Annotated in this window: 14 protein-coding genes and 2 pseudogenes; 3 read left to right on the plus strand and 13 right to left on the minus strand. The window is 42.1% G+C overall.

Annotated elements, in window-relative coordinates:
* Positions 1–86 precede the first annotated feature (86 nt).
* From JCM16418_RS06450 to JCM16418_RS06465, 4 genes and pseudogenes are all read right to left on the minus strand, one after another.
* A complete protein-coding gene (locus JCM16418_RS06450) occupies positions 87–770 on the minus strand; it encodes a hypothetical protein (RefSeq protein ID WP_148298756.1) in 684 nt (227 codons plus the stop codon).
* Positions 771–891: 121 nt separating this feature from the next.
* Positions 892–1,119 carry a hypothetical protein gene (locus JCM16418_RS06455; RefSeq protein WP_036647045.1) on the minus strand — a complete coding sequence of 76 codons (228 nt, stop codon included), beginning with the start codon at positions 1,117–1,119 and terminating at the stop codon, positions 892–894.
* 407 nt (positions 1,120–1,526) lie between these two features.
* Positions 1,527–2,998 (minus strand): annotated as a pseudogene (locus tag JCM16418_RS06460) (alpha-amylase).
* Positions 2,999–3,318: 320 nt separating this feature from the next.
* Entirely contained in the window at positions 3,319–3,942 is a 624-nt protein-coding gene (locus tag JCM16418_RS06465) for an FMN-dependent NADH-azoreductase (RefSeq protein WP_036647046.1), read from the minus strand.
* A 605-nt stretch (positions 3,943–4,547) separates the two neighbouring features.
* Between JCM16418_RS06465 and JCM16418_RS06470 the strand changes: the two genes are divergently transcribed.
* Both JCM16418_RS06470 and JCM16418_RS06475 read left to right on the plus strand, forming a co-directional pair.
* Positions 4,548–5,924, plus strand: coding sequence for a lytic polysaccharide monooxygenase (locus JCM16418_RS06470; RefSeq protein ID WP_036647047.1), 1,377 nt, complete (start codon positions 4,548–4,550; stop codon positions 5,922–5,924).
* A gap of 72 nt (positions 5,925–5,996) precedes the next feature.
* Positions 5,997–7,373 (plus strand): lytic polysaccharide monooxygenase, encoded by a 1,377-nt coding sequence (locus JCM16418_RS06475; RefSeq protein ID WP_052020088.1) that lies wholly within the window; start codon positions 5,997–5,999, stop codon positions 7,371–7,373.
* Between the two features lie 79 nt (positions 7,374–7,452).
* Here the strand turns inward: JCM16418_RS06475 and JCM16418_RS06480 are convergent, their stop codons facing one another.
* Both JCM16418_RS06480 and JCM16418_RS06485 read right to left on the minus strand, forming a co-directional pair.
* A complete protein-coding gene (locus JCM16418_RS06480; protein WP_036647048.1) occupies positions 7,453–7,776 on the minus strand; it encodes a 2Fe-2S iron-sulfur cluster-binding protein in 324 nt (107 codons plus the stop codon).
* A gap of 126 nt (positions 7,777–7,902) precedes the next feature.
* Complete coding sequence (locus tag JCM16418_RS06485; RefSeq protein WP_036647049.1) at positions 7,903–9,270, minus strand: MFS transporter; 1,368 nt, start codon at positions 9,268–9,270, stop codon at positions 7,903–7,905.
* Between the two features lie 194 nt (positions 9,271–9,464).
* On the opposite strand from JCM16418_RS06485, the gene JCM16418_RS06490 reads away from it, so the two are divergent.
* Positions 9,465–10,319 carry an SDR family oxidoreductase gene (locus tag JCM16418_RS06490; RefSeq protein ID WP_036647050.1) on the plus strand — a complete coding sequence of 285 codons (855 nt, stop codon included), beginning with the start codon at positions 9,465–9,467 and terminating at the stop codon, positions 10,317–10,319.
* Between the two features lie 143 nt (positions 10,320–10,462).
* Here JCM16418_RS06490 and JCM16418_RS06495 read toward each other — a convergent pair whose 3' ends face one another.
* The 7 genes and pseudogenes from JCM16418_RS06495 to JCM16418_RS06515 all read right to left on the minus strand — a co-directional run bounded on the left by JCM16418_RS06495 (position 10,463) and on the right by JCM16418_RS06515 (position 15,995).
* Entirely contained in the window at positions 10,463–10,789 is a 327-nt protein-coding gene (locus JCM16418_RS06495) for an SCP2 sterol-binding domain-containing protein (protein WP_036647051.1), read from the minus strand.
* Positions 10,773–11,246, minus strand: coding sequence for a PaaI family thioesterase (locus JCM16418_RS06500; protein WP_052020089.1), 474 nt, complete (start codon positions 11,244–11,246; stop codon positions 10,773–10,775). The genes JCM16418_RS06495 and JCM16418_RS06500 overlap by 17 nt, the downstream gene beginning before the upstream one ends.
* 40 nt (positions 11,247–11,286) lie before the next feature.
* On the minus strand, positions 11,287–12,981 hold the full coding sequence (locus tag JCM16418_RS06505; protein WP_036647052.1) for an AMP-binding protein: 1,695 nt from the start codon (positions 12,979–12,981) through the stop codon (positions 11,287–11,289).
* Positions 12,982–13,006: 25 nt separating this feature from the next.
* Entirely contained in the window at positions 13,007–13,303 is a 297-nt protein-coding gene (locus JCM16418_RS26305) for a hypothetical protein (protein WP_256203044.1), read from the minus strand.
* 38 nt (positions 13,304–13,341) lie between these two features.
* Complete coding sequence (locus tag JCM16418_RS26310; protein ID WP_506329601.1) at positions 13,342–14,415, minus strand: acyl-CoA dehydrogenase FadE; 1,074 nt, start codon at positions 14,413–14,415, stop codon at positions 13,342–13,344.
* Positions 14,303–14,785 (minus strand): acyl-CoA dehydrogenase family protein, encoded by a 483-nt coding sequence (locus JCM16418_RS26315; RefSeq protein WP_256203046.1) that lies wholly within the window; start codon positions 14,783–14,785, stop codon positions 14,303–14,305. The genes JCM16418_RS26310 and JCM16418_RS26315 overlap by 113 nt, the downstream gene beginning before the upstream one ends.
* Positions 14,786–14,811: 26 nt before the next feature.
* Positions 14,812–15,995, minus strand: a pseudogene (locus tag JCM16418_RS06515) (acetyl-CoA C-acetyltransferase).
* Between the last annotated feature and the right edge of the window lie 42 nt (positions 15,996–16,037).

Raw genomic sequence — 16,037 nt, forward strand, 5'->3', positions numbered from 1 at the left:
ATCGACGCAGCATGTTGATACGTAGTCTGAATCTTATTTACCCACAAAAGGTAATATTTTAGACAAAAAAATAAAGCAGTAACCTGCTATTCGATCATTTTTCCGATATCACGTGAGAGAATACTCACATTCCAAGGATAAAAGTAAAAATTCATCCCGTCATCTTGAAGATTCTGTTTATATGCATAAGGTTTATCCGTATAAAAAATCATATCATAAAACGTTGGATCCCCTTTTGACATGTCCGGTTGATAATTTTGTGTAATCTTGCCTTCATCAAGCAGAGCGATAAACGATTTAACTTGTTTACCTTCAATTATTTTGGGCTCGCTATTCGGATTCTTGAAGGAATTCTTATAAATTTCAATCCTCGTTACTTGTTGCTTGGGAATATCTTTATAGTTGAGATTCAGCTTAACGGAGTCATCCTTAAACAGCTTGTATCCATGAAGACTTTGTTCGTCTTTTGCAGCAATCATAGAATGATCTGGAAACCCTTGGACTTCATATAACGGAGTACCGATTTCTAAAAAAGCTGCATCACCGTCTTTTGTTTGATAGTTTGAATTCGTCACCACATCATCTACTTTAAATTTAACCGTTCCTACTCGTTGTTGCGTCAATACAAAAGCAGGATCAGCTATCACAGCCTCGTGAACTCCTGTATAACTTTTGTTATTTAATTTCACAAAATCAACCCAATCAATGATTGTTGATGTAGTATTTAATGGATTCGTCACGCCAGTACATCCAACTAATGATAGTATCATGATTATGAACACCATAGTACCCATACACTTTTTTATAAGAATCCCTCCTCATGCTCCTAACGTTTCTCATACAACAATTGTTGCAATCGAATCGACTATAGAATCAGAGGTATCTAAAGCCTTAGTTATGTGGTGTTTGAGGCTCAATAGTGATATTAAATTCTGCCTCTTTCATTCTGCCGCATTCATTAAGCGCCTTAACTTTAATCGTAGTTTTTCCCGCTTGTACAGGTGTGATGACTAGATAATTCTCACAAATATTAACCATGGCAACATTCGTATTTGAAGAATTAGCTTCATACGTCAGTATACCTCCAACCTCATCCGTAAATATACTCTCTAAGTTCACGATTTTCCCCTTCCTCTTCCTATTAGGTTATATATCATTCTAGCAAGCGATTCTGAACAAATTCTAAACAAAAAGGTATACTTAATCGTTTGTATTTTAAAGGTAATAAATTAATAATATCCTATAAATTTCATATACTACTTGTTACCTTTATTGTAATGAATATACTCAATAAACAAAGGGGGATAATCTTATTTACGAGGGGTAATATATTCGGATATAAAAAACTCACAGACATTAAATACATGCTGTGAGTGAATTGGGAAAATCGATGCCATACTATTGTAGCGGTGCATCTTATTTTTGCATGATCAGAAGGTTTGCAAACGAATCTTAAATGTAAAAAAACAACGCTCATCCTATGAGCGTTGTCATCCTTATATCACTTGATATGCATTATCTAAAGCTTATTCCTCCGAGACATCTAATTCTGGTAAAGCCCATACCGACACACTACCTGCATTAACAGGAAAATCAGCACATCCGTCTTCCCCGATTGTCACATGTTCCTCACGTGTATTGGTTAAGTCTAACCAAACCTCACCAGCACGTTCTTCACCTACGCACATATGCTTGAATCCTTCTTCACCGTTGCATATGACTACAGCGCAGCCTGATCGATCAATTTCTGGAACGCCCATCCGAACCCAACCAATGGTATTAGGATGATCGAAATAATCTACTTGTTCTCCATATGCCTTATGATATCGAGCGTACAGAAGTGGATCAATGGCTATCTTTTTCCCTGGAATTGGGTTATCTCCACCTATCCCATAATAATCCCCATAGAACACTACCGGATATCCATCGATACGAAGAAGAATTAATGCATATGCACTCTGCTTAAACCAATCATCCACCCATGACTGAAGTGCTTCGCCTGGCTGGGTATCATGATTATCTACGATCGTTACTGCTTGAAGCGGACGCTCTTTCACAAGAGAACCGTCAAATATCGTCGTTAGATCGAATTCCTTTCCACCCTGCGCAGCCGCTTGAAGGCGGTAATGTAACGGTACATCAAAAATATCGATTGAGTTCTCTACTGCATCTAAATAGGCTAAACAATCCCCTAGATCTGCATTCCAGAATTCGCCGACAATATAAAATTTGTCACCTAGCTCCTCGTACATGGCCTGCGCAAATTCTTGTACAAAATTATGGTCAATATGTTTGATAGCATCTAAACGGAATCCATCACATGAAAGAGTGTTGACAAGCCACTTACCCCAACTTATCATTTCTTCTCGAACCAATGGATTATTATAGTCGATATTAGCAAACATCAAATAATCATAATTACCGAAACCGTCGTCGACATTTTCGTTCCAATGTTTATTCTCTCCGATAATACGATAGATTCCAGTGTCACCATCTTTAGCATTGTAATCAGTACCATTGAAATGAGTGAAGTTCCACTTAAATGAGGAATACTTGTCCCCTCGTCCGGCAAAGTTAAATTTTGTCCATCCTTCAATATCAAAAGGTTTCGAGATTTCTTCATTGCGATTATCTTCTTTTACCTCAATGACCTGAAACTTCTCTTTCTCATCGGCGCCAGCTTATGGTTCATTACCAAGTCAGCATATACTGAAATTCCTTGCTCTTTACATGCAGCGATGGCTGCTAAAAGTTGATCTTTCGTACCATATTTGGTGCGAACGGAGCCCTTTTGATCAAATTCGCCAAGATCGTATAAATCATAAATACTGTAGCCCGTGTCATCAGGGGAAGAACTTTTCGTTGCTGGAGGTATCCATACCGAATCAATTCCTATTGCCTTTAACTCCGAAGCGCTATCTTTTAGTCGATCCCAATGCTTACCATCTGGGTCTACATGCCATTCAAAAAACTGCATCATCGTATGGTTACGTTCCAAAACATTCACCCTCACTATTGGTATAATATATTATCATTACCCTTATCAGACTCCGAGCTAATCAGCTCATACCCATGAATTTATTATTATTGACGTGGTTCAAGAATTGATAAAAATCCTTGACCCCAAAATTTAATGAACAGTCGTCCATATATCAAAGAATGCATCCCAATACACGTTAGACACTTGGAAAAAAACTCCCCTGTTATGAGACTATTCATCGGCAAATTATGCCGTATGTATTCAGCAACTACTTATGCTTCAACGTAAAAAAAGAGCCCTTCCGTTTAAATCGGAAGGGCTCTCTATAAATAAAATGATTAGAACTTTGCAGCTGCAGCTGCTGTTTCTTGCAGACCATCTTCTATTAATGCAGATGAACGATCCGGGAAGGCGTTATGACTTTCAATAATAACTTCCTGCGGCGTTATTCCCCATAAATTCAAATTCGCTTTGATGAAACGAAGAGCTGATTCAAGAGAAGCCATTGGTTCAGACGAATACACTCCGCCACGCGCATTCAGTAACATTACCTTTTTATCTCCAACTAAACCAATTGGGCCCTCAGCCGTATATTTAAACATCACGCCAGCTTGAGCTAAATATGACAAATACGTCGTAAGTGGTGCTGGTGCAGTATAATTCCAAAGCGGGAACGCAAATACAATTTTGTCCGCAGCCAAGAACTGTGTAAGATAACCGTTGATTAAGTCAAAGATCGTTTTCTCTTCTGTTGTTATTTCAAGTCCTTGATTTTCCTTATATAAAGCGGTAATCGCTGTGTTACCGTAATATGGCAGGTTTTCCTTATATAAATCTAGTTCGGTAATGTGATCCTCTGGATGAAGCTCCGTGTAAGTTTTGACAAATGTTTCGTACATTTGAACACTGACTGCTTGTTCCACAGGACGATCGTTGACTTTGATGCATAGTATGTTAGACATGATGAACCCTCCGAATATGTTGTTTGTTATAGTTCTGATACTTGTTTATTTTACCGCGCATATTTATATTGTACAACCCGCTTGCAACTGGCATAAATTATACGTGTGCTCATCCTATAAGGTTTACCTTATCTTCATATCTTCTAGGTCGAATGTAGAAAATCGTATATTTTGATGTCATTCTAACCCTAATTATAATCCAGATGTCCCATAGACAGCTAAAATTCCGACTTAAGAATCTGTGAAATTACATAAAAAAAATGGAAATAGTTGTAATTTATCATTGAAGAATTCACCACATTACTATATCTTTAATATTATCAAGTACAAAATTTACATTTTATAGCAATAATTCTAAACATTATGTGAATATTTTTTTATTCCATATTGTAAGCGCTTTACAATATAGGTATGAACTCTTTTGAGTTTATATAGAGACATCATTAGACAAGGCCCGAGACGTTGTCGGCTTTAATTAAAGTACTGCATTCTATGAAATAAGGAGGTGTTACGTACAAACCATTGTAAATCTTATAATACAAAATTGTGAAATGATTTTGATTATTAGTGCATTTTTAAAAACCAAATATCTAGGAGGTAATTTTATGATAACTTATACTTTCTCGCGTCAATCCATGTTGTATAAATGGCTTATCGCTTCAGGCATGATTGTGGTGGTTATGCTTGGCATGATGCTCATCGCTGAACGTGCTTCCGCTCACGGATATGTTGATTCACCTGGAGGCCGTGCTTATCTCTGTAAAACTGGAGCCAATACCGATTGCGGTAATATCGTATATGAGCCACAAAGCTTAGAAGCACCTAAGGGCTTCCCTGCTGCTGGTCCCGCAGATGGTAAAATTGCTAGTGCTGGTGGAGCTTTCCCTAAATTGGACGAGCAATCCGCAACACGTTGGACCAAAGTGAGTATGACGCCAGGATCTCATACGTTTAACTGGACTTTAACGGCACGCCATGCAACAACAAGCTGGAAGTATTACATCACTAAACAAGGCTGGAATCCGAATGCACCTCTTTCTCGTGATTCCTTCGATCTGACTCCTTTCTGTAACGTAAACTACAATGGAGTACAACCAAACTCTCCTTATACAGACACTTGTAATGTACCAAGCAGAACAGGCTATCAAGTAATTCTCGCAGTTTGGGAAATCGCTGATACAGCGAATGCATTCTACAATGTCATTGATGTCGATTTCGGTGGTGGCGGTAGCACTCCTTCCGACACAGCAGCACCAACGGCTCCAGCAAATGCTGTCGTTTCCAACGTGGCTACAACCAGCGCATCACTTAGCTGGGGCGCTTCTACTGACAATGTCGGCGTTACAGCTTACAAAATTTACAATGGCTCCACATTAGTCGCTACAACATCTAATGGATCTACATTGAATTATAATGTTACAGGTCTAACAGCGAATACCGCTTACACCTTTACGGTTAAAGCAGTCGATGCAGCTGGTAATACATCGGCAGCGAGCAATGCGGTTACGTTCACTACAACTGCTGGAACAACAACAGACACTACAGCTCCTACTGCTCCATCCGGTTTGCAAGTGAATGGTACTCCCACTTCAACTTCTATTTCTCTAAAATGGAATGCTTCATCCGATAATGTAGGGGTGACAGGATACCGTGTATACCGCGGAACAACTCTGACTGGAACGGTTTCTGGAACAACGCTTACGTATTCAGCTACAGGTCTAACAGCGAATACAACTTACACATTCACAGTTCGCGCAATTGATGCCGCTGGTAATGAATCTGTAAACAGTAATGCTGTAAGTGCAACAACAGCAGCAGCAACGACAACGCCAGGCGGTGCATCAGCTTGGGCTCCAAACGTTGCCTATACAACAGGAACTTTGGTTACTTACAATGGTGTAACATATGAATGCCGTCAACCTCACACATCCATTGCAGGATGGGAACCATCTAATGTTCCTGCACTCTGGCTTCAAAAGTAAATGATGTTTGACTAGTTACTAATTGGTTATTATTGCTTGTTATCTATTTTAAAATAATGTGGAGGTTTACTTATGCTCATTGCACGACATTCCCATCATTCAATGATTAAATGGGTTGCCGCTACTGGCATGATGATCACGATGACTCTTTGTATGTTCTTAATTGCAGACAAAGTATCTGCACACGGATATATTGAGTCTCCAGGTAGCCGCGGGTACTTGTGCTCGACGGGTAAGAACAAAGACTGTGGAGCCATTATTTATGAGCCTCAAAGTCTTGAAGCTTACAAAGGATTCCCCGCTGCCGGACCGGCAGACGGAAAGATCGCTAGTGCTGGTGGAGCCTTCCCTAAGCTAGATGAGCAAACAGCTACTCGCTGGAGCAAGGTGAATATGTCTTCTGGGGTTAACACTTTCAAATGGACTATTGAAGCCAACCATGCTACAACGAGCTGGAAGTACTACATTACAAATCAAAATTGGAATCCGAATGCACCTTTAAGCCGGGCACAATTTGATTTGACTCCATTCTGTAACGTACCTTATAAAGGTAAACAACCTGGTTTTACTTATACGGATACATGTACTGTCCCGAGTAGAACAGGCTATCAAGTTATCTTAGCCGTTTGGGAAATCGCTGACACAGCCAATGCATTCTACAATGTCATTGATGCTGACTTCGGTGGTGGTGGCACTACGCCAACCCCAGACACTACTGCACCTACCGCTCCAACGAACTTAACTGCAACTAATGTTTCATCATCCGGCGCATCCTTAGCTTGGAATGCAGCAACGGATAATGTTGGTGTAACCGCTTATAAAGTGTATAACGGTTCGACGCTAGTAGCTACGACAGCTAACGGTTCTACCCTCAACTATAATGTTACAGGGTTATCTGCTAATACTTCCTATACTTTTACCGTTAAAGCAGTTGATGCTGCTGGCAATTCTTCCTCAGCTAGCAGTGCAGCAAACTTCACAACGGCAAATATCCCCGTACCATCTACAGACACAACCGCACCAACAGCTCCAACAGGGCTGCAGGTGTCTGGCGTACCCACTGCAAATTCCATTTCACTACTCTGGAATGCAGCAACGGATAACGTAGCAGTTACTACGTATAAAATTTTCCGTGGTACGATTCTAGCAGGAAGCGTCTCTGGAACAACATTAAACTATGTTGTCACTGGACTAACTGCAAACACACCTTACACATTCACCGTTCAAGCGGCGGATGCAGCGGGTAACCAATCCGTGGCGAGTAATGCAGTTAGTGCAACTACCGCAGCTGCAACGACTCCAACGGCATCCCCGTGGGCTGTTAACACAGCTTACACAACAGGAACGTTAGTGACTTATAATGGTGCGACATATGAGTGCCGTCAGCCTCATACGTCGATTGTTGGCTGGGAGCCTACCAATGTTCCCGCACTATGGGTACTAAAGTAAGATTGTAAAATAAAAGAGTCCGCTTCCGTTATTCGGAAGCGGACTCTTTGTATAATTTCTTAAAGTTGCAAACGTTATCTTATTCTTGAGGACGTTTGCCTGCATCCATTCCAGACTCGGTTACAGTCATAATAGGCTTAACGCTAAGATCCGAATTCACGCGAACTTGGCAAGACAGACGAATATTAGGTTCATTGAATCCTTTAGTTTCCAATATTGTAGCTTCAGCTTCTTCAATCGGACCTGCGTCCCCAGACAATACTTCAACTCGGCATGTCGTACATTTGGCATTTCCGCCACAGCGATGTAAAATATCTACGCCATTATCCTCAAGCACTAGTACTAACTTCTGACCTTCTTGAGCTTCAAATGAACCTCTTCCTTCAACCTGTACTGTTAGCAAATGAAATACCTTCTTTCTCAATTTTCTTTTAGAATTACCATCAATTTGTAAGATTTAAATAGCAACTCTTATTATGCGGCCAGCCTGCGTAAAGTTCAACTCTCTTGAACATCGATTCCAAAATCTTTATAGTTCCAAAGATTGCGGTTCTTGTTGAATAACTTGCTTAGGAAGCAACCTTTCAGATAATGCTACAGCAAGACATAAGATGCAGCAGATTCCAAAGAGTATCCGCATTGGGAAATCATAGGAAGCGACCGATGTAGCTACCATCCCCATATTGCCAACAAATAGCGTAGCCAACCCAATACCGATGATCTGTCCCAAATAACGTACTAATGCTAATAGACTTCCTGCCAAACTGCTCTTCGAGGCCGGGGCAGCGCTCATAACATCTGCATTATTCGTAGCAGCAAACAGGCCGATCCCAATACCAAATAATGCGAGCTGAATGGCCATGTACAACACATTAATCTCAGGTGCAAAAACAATAAACAACATCGAACATGCACACACATAGGCCCCAGCCTCTATCGGAAATTTACTTCCATAGCGGTCTCTGAATCCTCCGGCAAAAGGAGCAATTACACCCATGACTAGCGGCTGAATCATTAATAAAGCACCTGTGATACCCGCTGAATAGCCTAGTTCATTATGTAAATAAAAGGCTAATGGAATAAGCGTTGCGCTCTGAGCCAAATTGATAATTAAAGAACTCGTGTTGCCAAGCCATACTTTGCGATGTCTAAACAACTCACGATCTATGATCCCATATTGAATGCGACGTCCTTGTATCCACAAGATAACTAGAAGCAAGCAACCTAGTATCCCTTCAGACCATGTCCATGTAGAGATTGCTCCTTCCTTCTTCAGTGATTCTGCAGCTAGCATTAGTAAACATATACCCGATCCAAGTAGAGCAGTACCTACATAGTCAAAAGGTGTCCTAACACCGTTTCTTTGATTCGTTGGAAACCATTTAAATCCTAAACAGCAAGCAACAAATGCAATCGGAACGTTAATCCAAAATAGCCAAGTCCAGTCTGCTATTTCAAGTAAAAGGCCGCCTAGTGCCGGACCAGCTAAAGTACCGATTGATATAAAGATGGCGTTAATTCCAAGGGCTTTACCACGTTCATGGTCAGGGAAAATCTGTCTCACCATAGCTTGGCTATTTGCCATAATCATCGTTGCCCCGATGCCTTGTAAACAGCGAGAAATGAGAATCATAGCAAACCCATGAGATAGCGCGATACATAATGAACCGATCCCAAATACGAGAAATCCATAGCTGTATACCTTACGTCGTTCTAATCGATCTGAGAGCTTCCCCATCCATGGCAGTAAAATGACCATGGTGAGCAGATAAATTGTAACTACCCATTGAATATCGGCTAATGATACTGAAAATTGTTTAGCCATGATTGGCAAGGAAACGTTCACAATACCAACATCTAATGTAGAGATGAGCGTGCCCATATTTACAATTTGCATGATACCCCATCTATTTTTGTACGAAACAGACATGTATGAACGATCCTTTCTGATGCCCGAAGTTTAAAAAACTGTTCGTATAGGCTTATTATATTTAAGCTACATATACTATACTTTGAACCCTTTTTTATTCTATTATAAAGATAAGAAAATTTATATCTTTTTCCACAATAATCAACGAAAGAGGGTGAAATATGGGACCATTTTCGAATGAACTGCTGAAGGATAAAGTCGTTCTGATTACCGGTGGAGGCACAGGTCTTGGACGTTCGATGGGCGAACGATTTCTAGAACTTGGGGCGAGTCTAGCTATTACAGGTAGACGTGAAGAAGTGCTTAAGGAAACAGCAGACAAATGGATTGCAAGCGGTTACAATGTATTCTATAAAGCATGTGATGTACGTGATCCCGCGCAAATTCATGAACTAGTGGAAGCCGTTGAAGCTCATTTTGGACGTATCGACGTACTAGTCAATAATGCAGCAGGTAACTTCATAAGTCCAACTGAACGTTTGTCGCCTAGAGCCGTGGATGCCGTACTGAATATCGTTCTGCATGGCACGTTCTATATGACTCTTGAAGTTGGAAAAAGGTGGATCGAACAACAACACCAAGGTACGATGCTAAATATTGTGACAACGTATGCCTCAACAGGCTCAGGCTTTGTTACACCTTCAGCGGCGGCTAAGGCGGGAGTACTTGCATTAACAAGATCACTCGCTGTCGAGTGGGCACCCTATGGCATTCGGCAAGTTGCCATTGCCCCTGGACCTTTTCCAACCGAAGGAGCTTGGTCGCGCCTCGCTCCTACACCGGAGCTTGAGCAGCAAATGCTTGGTCGTGTTCCGCTGGGTAGAGTTGGGCAACCCGATGAACTCTCAAATTTAGCAGCCTACCTCATTTCTGATTATTCAGCTTATGTGAATGGCGAGGTTGTGACTATTGATGGCGGAGAATGGTTGCAAGGTGCTGGTCAATTTAATGACCTACGTGAGGTTACATCCGATCAATGGGACGTACTCGCTAAGATGACAAAACCGCAGAAATAGTCCTGTTAAGCGTGCAAGAAATCAACATAACACATGTGCTGATATTTTATATGATAAAAAAGATGACTGCTGGGTTCTCCAGCAGTCATCTTTACTTTCTTCCATGTACATTCATGCTCAACCACGTCCATAATTTCTTATAGCTATCTCGTATATTTTTTCAAAATTTCTTGTAACTTTAGAGCAAGCCCCATCTTGCCTTCCACTTTCAAAGAGCCTGTCATAAAAGCCATTGTCGCGTTTAACTCATCATTCAACAACTTCCTAAGATTGTTCTCATTCAAGATTAAGGTGCAGTCTGGTGGAACCACCACCCCTTCTGCCACTTCGACTACGCCCTCCTGAAATGAAACTTGATAGGCACAGTCATCCTTCACGTTAAACTGATATACCGCATTCAGTGTAGAGATAGGTTCTGGACTAGATTCCATGATGTTTGCAAGCTGCTGAAGCTCATCCTTTATGGCCATCGGGACTTCCTCCTTTTGAGAGATCATTTGATATTGATTTTTCTAGTACTCGGAACGTTCCAGTACCAAAGGCAAGCAAATCACCATTCTCTTTGCGGGCATAAGCCTGAGCCGTTATTAATTTACGAGTTGAATGAATGAGTTCAGCAGTGACAATCACTTTGCCTTCTCCCGTTGGAGCGACATAATTCATATTCAAATGAATGGTGACCACATTGACTTCAGGTCTAGCGAGCATGACTAAGAGTCCCATAGCGGAGTCTACGACTGAAGCATGGACCCCTCCGTGTAAGATACCAATTAAGTTGAGATGATGAGGCTTAATGTCAACTGAAATGGTAACCTGCTTGTCATTCAGCTCATCGATTTGACACCCCAGGTAGTCCCAAAAGGTATCTTTCGCAGCTTGTTCCAACCGATCCAAGCTTGGGAAACGATTTGTTTGTTCCGATTCCATATTTAGGCCCTCCCTTGTGATGATATACAATTGAGCTGCGCTATATGTCGACTTTGGCTTGATCTACCAACTTCTCTGCTTCCTCATCAATAAGCTTACGGCGTAGAACTTTACCAACAAGCGTTTTTGGAAGCGTTTCCCTAAATTCATATACTTTAGGTACCTTATAAACAGCAAGACGTTCCTTACAAAAGCTTTTCAAATCGGCCTCCGTCGTAGTGCAGCCCTTCTTAAGCACGATGTAAGCCTTTACGCTTTCACCACGATATGGATCTACAATACCAGCCACAACAGCCTCTTCAACGTTGGGATGCTCGAAAAGCACTTCTTCTACCTCACGAGGATAAATATTGTAGCCCCCGGCAATAATCAAATCCTTACGACGGTCGAGGATAAAGAAGAATCCATCCTCATCCATACGTGCTAAATCACCAGTAAAGAGCCATCCATCGCGCAAAGATGCTGCTGTATCTTCCGGACGATTCCAGTAGCCTTTCATGACCTGTGGACCCCTCACGACCAGCTCGCCGATCTCACCAAGCGGCAGTTCCTCCCCTGTTAAAGCATTAACTATTCTAGCTTCGGTGTCAGGAACAGGAATGCCAACGGAGCCACTCTTTCGCTTCTCCCAAATGTTGTTTACATGAGTGACTGGCGAGGCTTCAGTAAGACCATATCCTTCGATTAATTTCCCGCCTGAAATGCTCTCGAATTTCTCCTGCACTTCGATAGGCAGAGGCGCAGCTCCGCTCACACATATTTCAATCGAAGATAAATCATATTTTTGTACTTCAGCATGATTAATGATGGCAATATACATGGTAGGAGCACCTGGGAATATGGTTGGCTTCTGCTCGTCTATTGTCTTCAGTACCTGATTAATTTCAAATCTAGGCAATAAAATAAGTTTACCTGCAATATAGATGGCCTGATTTAAGAGTACCGTTAGCCCAAATACATGAAAGAAGGGTAACGCGGCTAGGTAACTTTCCTCACCAATCTTCGCTTTGTAGAACCAGAGCTGCGCCTGGATGGTGTTCGATATTAGATTCATGTGCGTAAGCATTACACCTTTGGCAAAACCTGTCGTGCCTCCAGTGTATTGGATAAGTGCGATATCCTCTAACGCATTAATCTTAACTTCACACGGTTCTTCAGATGATTGAGCAATCATCTTTTTGAAAGAGAGTACCTTATGGCTATATATGACTTTTGCACTCATACCATCTTTCTTGGCTTTGATCGGATAGAGTAAATTTTTGGGAAAAGGAAGATAATCTTGCATTCCAGTTACAATCGTATACTCAAGCGGGTGTTTCTCCATCGCTTTGTTGACCCGGTTAACCAGTGCATCCATTGTAATAATCATACGAACGCCTGCATCGGTCAATTGATGCTCAATTTCCCTAGGTACATACAGCGGATTCGTCATCACAACCACACCACCCGCGAGTAGCGTCCCATAATAAGCAATGATGCCCTGAGGACAATTAGGAAGCATGATGGCAACCCGCTCACCCTTGCGAATACCCAGCCGAAGCAGGGCATTCGCAAAACGGTAAACGGATTTTAACAACGAGCTGTACGATATTTCCTTACCCATAAAGTCTAGTACCGTATGATCTGGATAGGCTGCGGCTGAATCGACGAGGAACTTCGCCAGATTCTGATTCGGATAATCGTACGTATGTGGGACCTCATGAGGATAATCATTTAACCAAGGTTTGTTCGGCATCAAGACACCCCAATCTAACGAATAATTACAGTACGTATTTCTCCGCTTCGATGACCTTCAATGCAATGTTTCGTTTTAATGCCAGCGTATTGATTGTAGATCGCTTCGTTAATTTCTTGAGTATAGATAATTGAGTACGCAGTGTATCGCCAGCTTCCATCGCTGCGAGCACTTCTTTAGTCCAGTTCTCAATCTGAACGAATGCTTCTTGCACGAAGATCGTTGTCATTTCAATTGCCAATTGAGCTTTCGTTTCCCCTGACCGTTCAATCATCTTACGTGTACGTAGTAGTGCACTCTCCATCGCAAATATGTTAATCATAATATCCGCCAGATGGCTGAGAATTTCTTGTTCTTCATCTACTTCATCTGGTACTTCTGTACAGCTTGCGCGCCTGCCATAAGGAAAATTTTCTTCGACATTGCTAGCAAATGTGTCTCTTGATCCAATACACCTTCAAATGTTTGGCTTGGCATAGGCTCCATTAGCTCAGCTTGCAGTGCCATAGCTTTCTGCATAAGTGGAAGCTCACCCTTCATTGCTCGTTTAATAAGCGTACCCGGAATGAGTAACCGGTTAATTTCATTGGTACCTTCGAAAATACGGTTAATGCGAGAATCGCGGTAGTTCCGTTCCACCCGATATTCTTGAATAAATCCATATCCGCCATGGATTTGTACGCCCTCATCGACAACAAAATCCAACGTTTCTGATCCAAAAACTTTATTAATAGAGCATTCAAGCTGGTACTCTGCAATCGCTTTAGCCGATTGATAACCTACATTTTCACTGGAATGATCCACTTCCTCCAAACCTACATCGAACAGACCCGCTGTACGGTAAACCATGCTTTCAAGGACAAACGTTTTCGTGTTCATTTCCGCTAATTTCTTCCCGATCAATGGGAAGGAAGAAATGGTTTTGCCAAATTGAGTACGTTCATTACTGTATTCAGCGGCGAGAGCAATCGTATCTTTTGAAGCTCCTACACAACCTGCGGCTAATTTGAAACGTCCAATGTTTAGAATATTAAAAGCAATAAGATGTCCTTTGCCGACTTCCCATAGCAAGTTCTCAGCCGGAACCTTTACATCTTCCAGAATGAGTGGACAAGTCGATGATCCTTTGATTCCCATCTTCTTCTCTTCCGGTGCGATGCTGACTCCTTCCATCGTCCGTTCAACGATGAATGTACTGAAATCTTTCCCGTTCACTTTAGCATATACGATGAATATATCTGCAAAGCCCGCGTTCGTAATAAACTGCTTGCTACCATTAATCGTGTAATAAGTACCATCTTCACTAAGTGTCGCTGTGGTCTTAGCACCCAAAGCGTCTGAACCCGAGGAAGGCTCTGTTAAACAATAAGCAGCAATCTTTTCCCCTGTAACGAGATGGTAGATATTTCTGTTTCTGTGCTTCAGTCCCGAAATAAACGATCGGTAACGTACCAATACCTACATGTGCTCCGACAGACAGTGCGAATGCAGAAGCTTTGGTTAAACGCTCGTTTATGAGTGTTGAGCTGACTTTGTCGAGTCCGAGTCCACCATAAGCTTCAGGAACCTCTGCTCCCAAAAGCCCGAGTTCCCCAGCCTTGCGCATCAAATCAACCGTTAATTCATAATTTAGTTTCTCAATTTCTTCGTCATGCGGAGCAATTTCACCTGCCACGAAGTCTTCAGTCGTCTCGGCAATCATGCGGTGCTCTTCCGTAAAATCCTCTGGTGTTGCGATGCTATTGAAATCGACATCTTCGATCATAAAGCTTCCGCCAATGACTTTATTCATCGTAGTACTCATATTATTCGCTCCTTTGATCAATCATGTTATTGAGGATAAACTTCAAACACGCCTGCTGCGCCCATACCGCCACCGATACACATCGATACAACCCCGTATCCACCGCCGCGTCGTCCCAGTTCACTAATCAAAGTAGTCGTAAGCTTCGTACCTGTGCAGCCCAGAGGATGACCTAAAGCAATCGCTCCTCCATTTACATTTACTTTCTCTTCATCAATGCCTAATTCTCTGATGACCTGAATACACTGCGAGGCAAAAGCTTCATTAATTTCAAAAAGACTTACATCTTCAAGTGAAATATTAGCCATACTTAGTGCTTTCGGAATCGCTTTTATAGGGCCGACACCCATAATTTCGGGTTCCACACCACTTAATGCGAAAGAACGGAAGGATGCTAGTGGTTTGAGTCCTAACTGATCGGCTTTTTCCCGACTCATGATGGCCACCGCTGCAGCTCCGTCACTCATTTGTGAGGCATTACCTGCCGTTACAGAACCATTAATTTTAAAAGCGGGTCTCAGCTTACTGAGCCCTTCCGCTGTGGTATCCATTCTAACGCCCTCATCTGTATCAAACGTAAACCGTTTGCTGATCACTTTACCTTTAGCATCGACGCTTTTTAGCTCAGCTTCAAAAGGTACTATTTCATCTTTGAACTTACCTTCCGTGATCGCTCGTGCTGCTTTCTCATGAGACCGAGCTGCGAATGCATCTTGGTCTGCACGTGAAACATGAAAGCGTTCAGCCACCTGCTCAGCGGTATGTCCCATACCGATATATACTTCAGGCATTTCATCAACCAATTTTGGGTTCGGTGAAATTTTAAAGCCTGTCATCGGTACATGGCTCATACTCTCTACCCCACCAGCTATGATCACATCTGCATTACCGAGCATAATCCGCTCAGCCGCAAATGCTATGGACTGTAAACCGGATGAACAGAATCGATTAATTGTCAGTGCTGGGACTGTGTTTGGGTACCCAGCGTAGAGCGACATGATGCGTGCGAAGTTAAGACCTTGCTCGCCTTCAGGCATTGCGCATCCGATGATCACATCCTCAACATCTTCTTTATTCAGTCCAGGTGCCCGATCAATAACGGCTTCTAGCACGATTTTACCGAGATCATCAGCCTCGTCTGCACTAGACTACCTTTCTTTGCTTTACCAATGGCAGTTCGTGCCATCGATACAATTACAGCTTCCTTCATTACATTTCACACTCCTTGGGATGTTAGGGTAGAAGAATGTAA

This window comes from Paenibacillus pini JCM 16418, from assembly GCF_000576305.1.
In the GTDB taxonomy this organism is placed as follows: Bacteria; Bacillota; Bacilli; order Paenibacillales; family Paenibacillaceae; genus Paenibacillus_AQ; species Paenibacillus_AQ pini.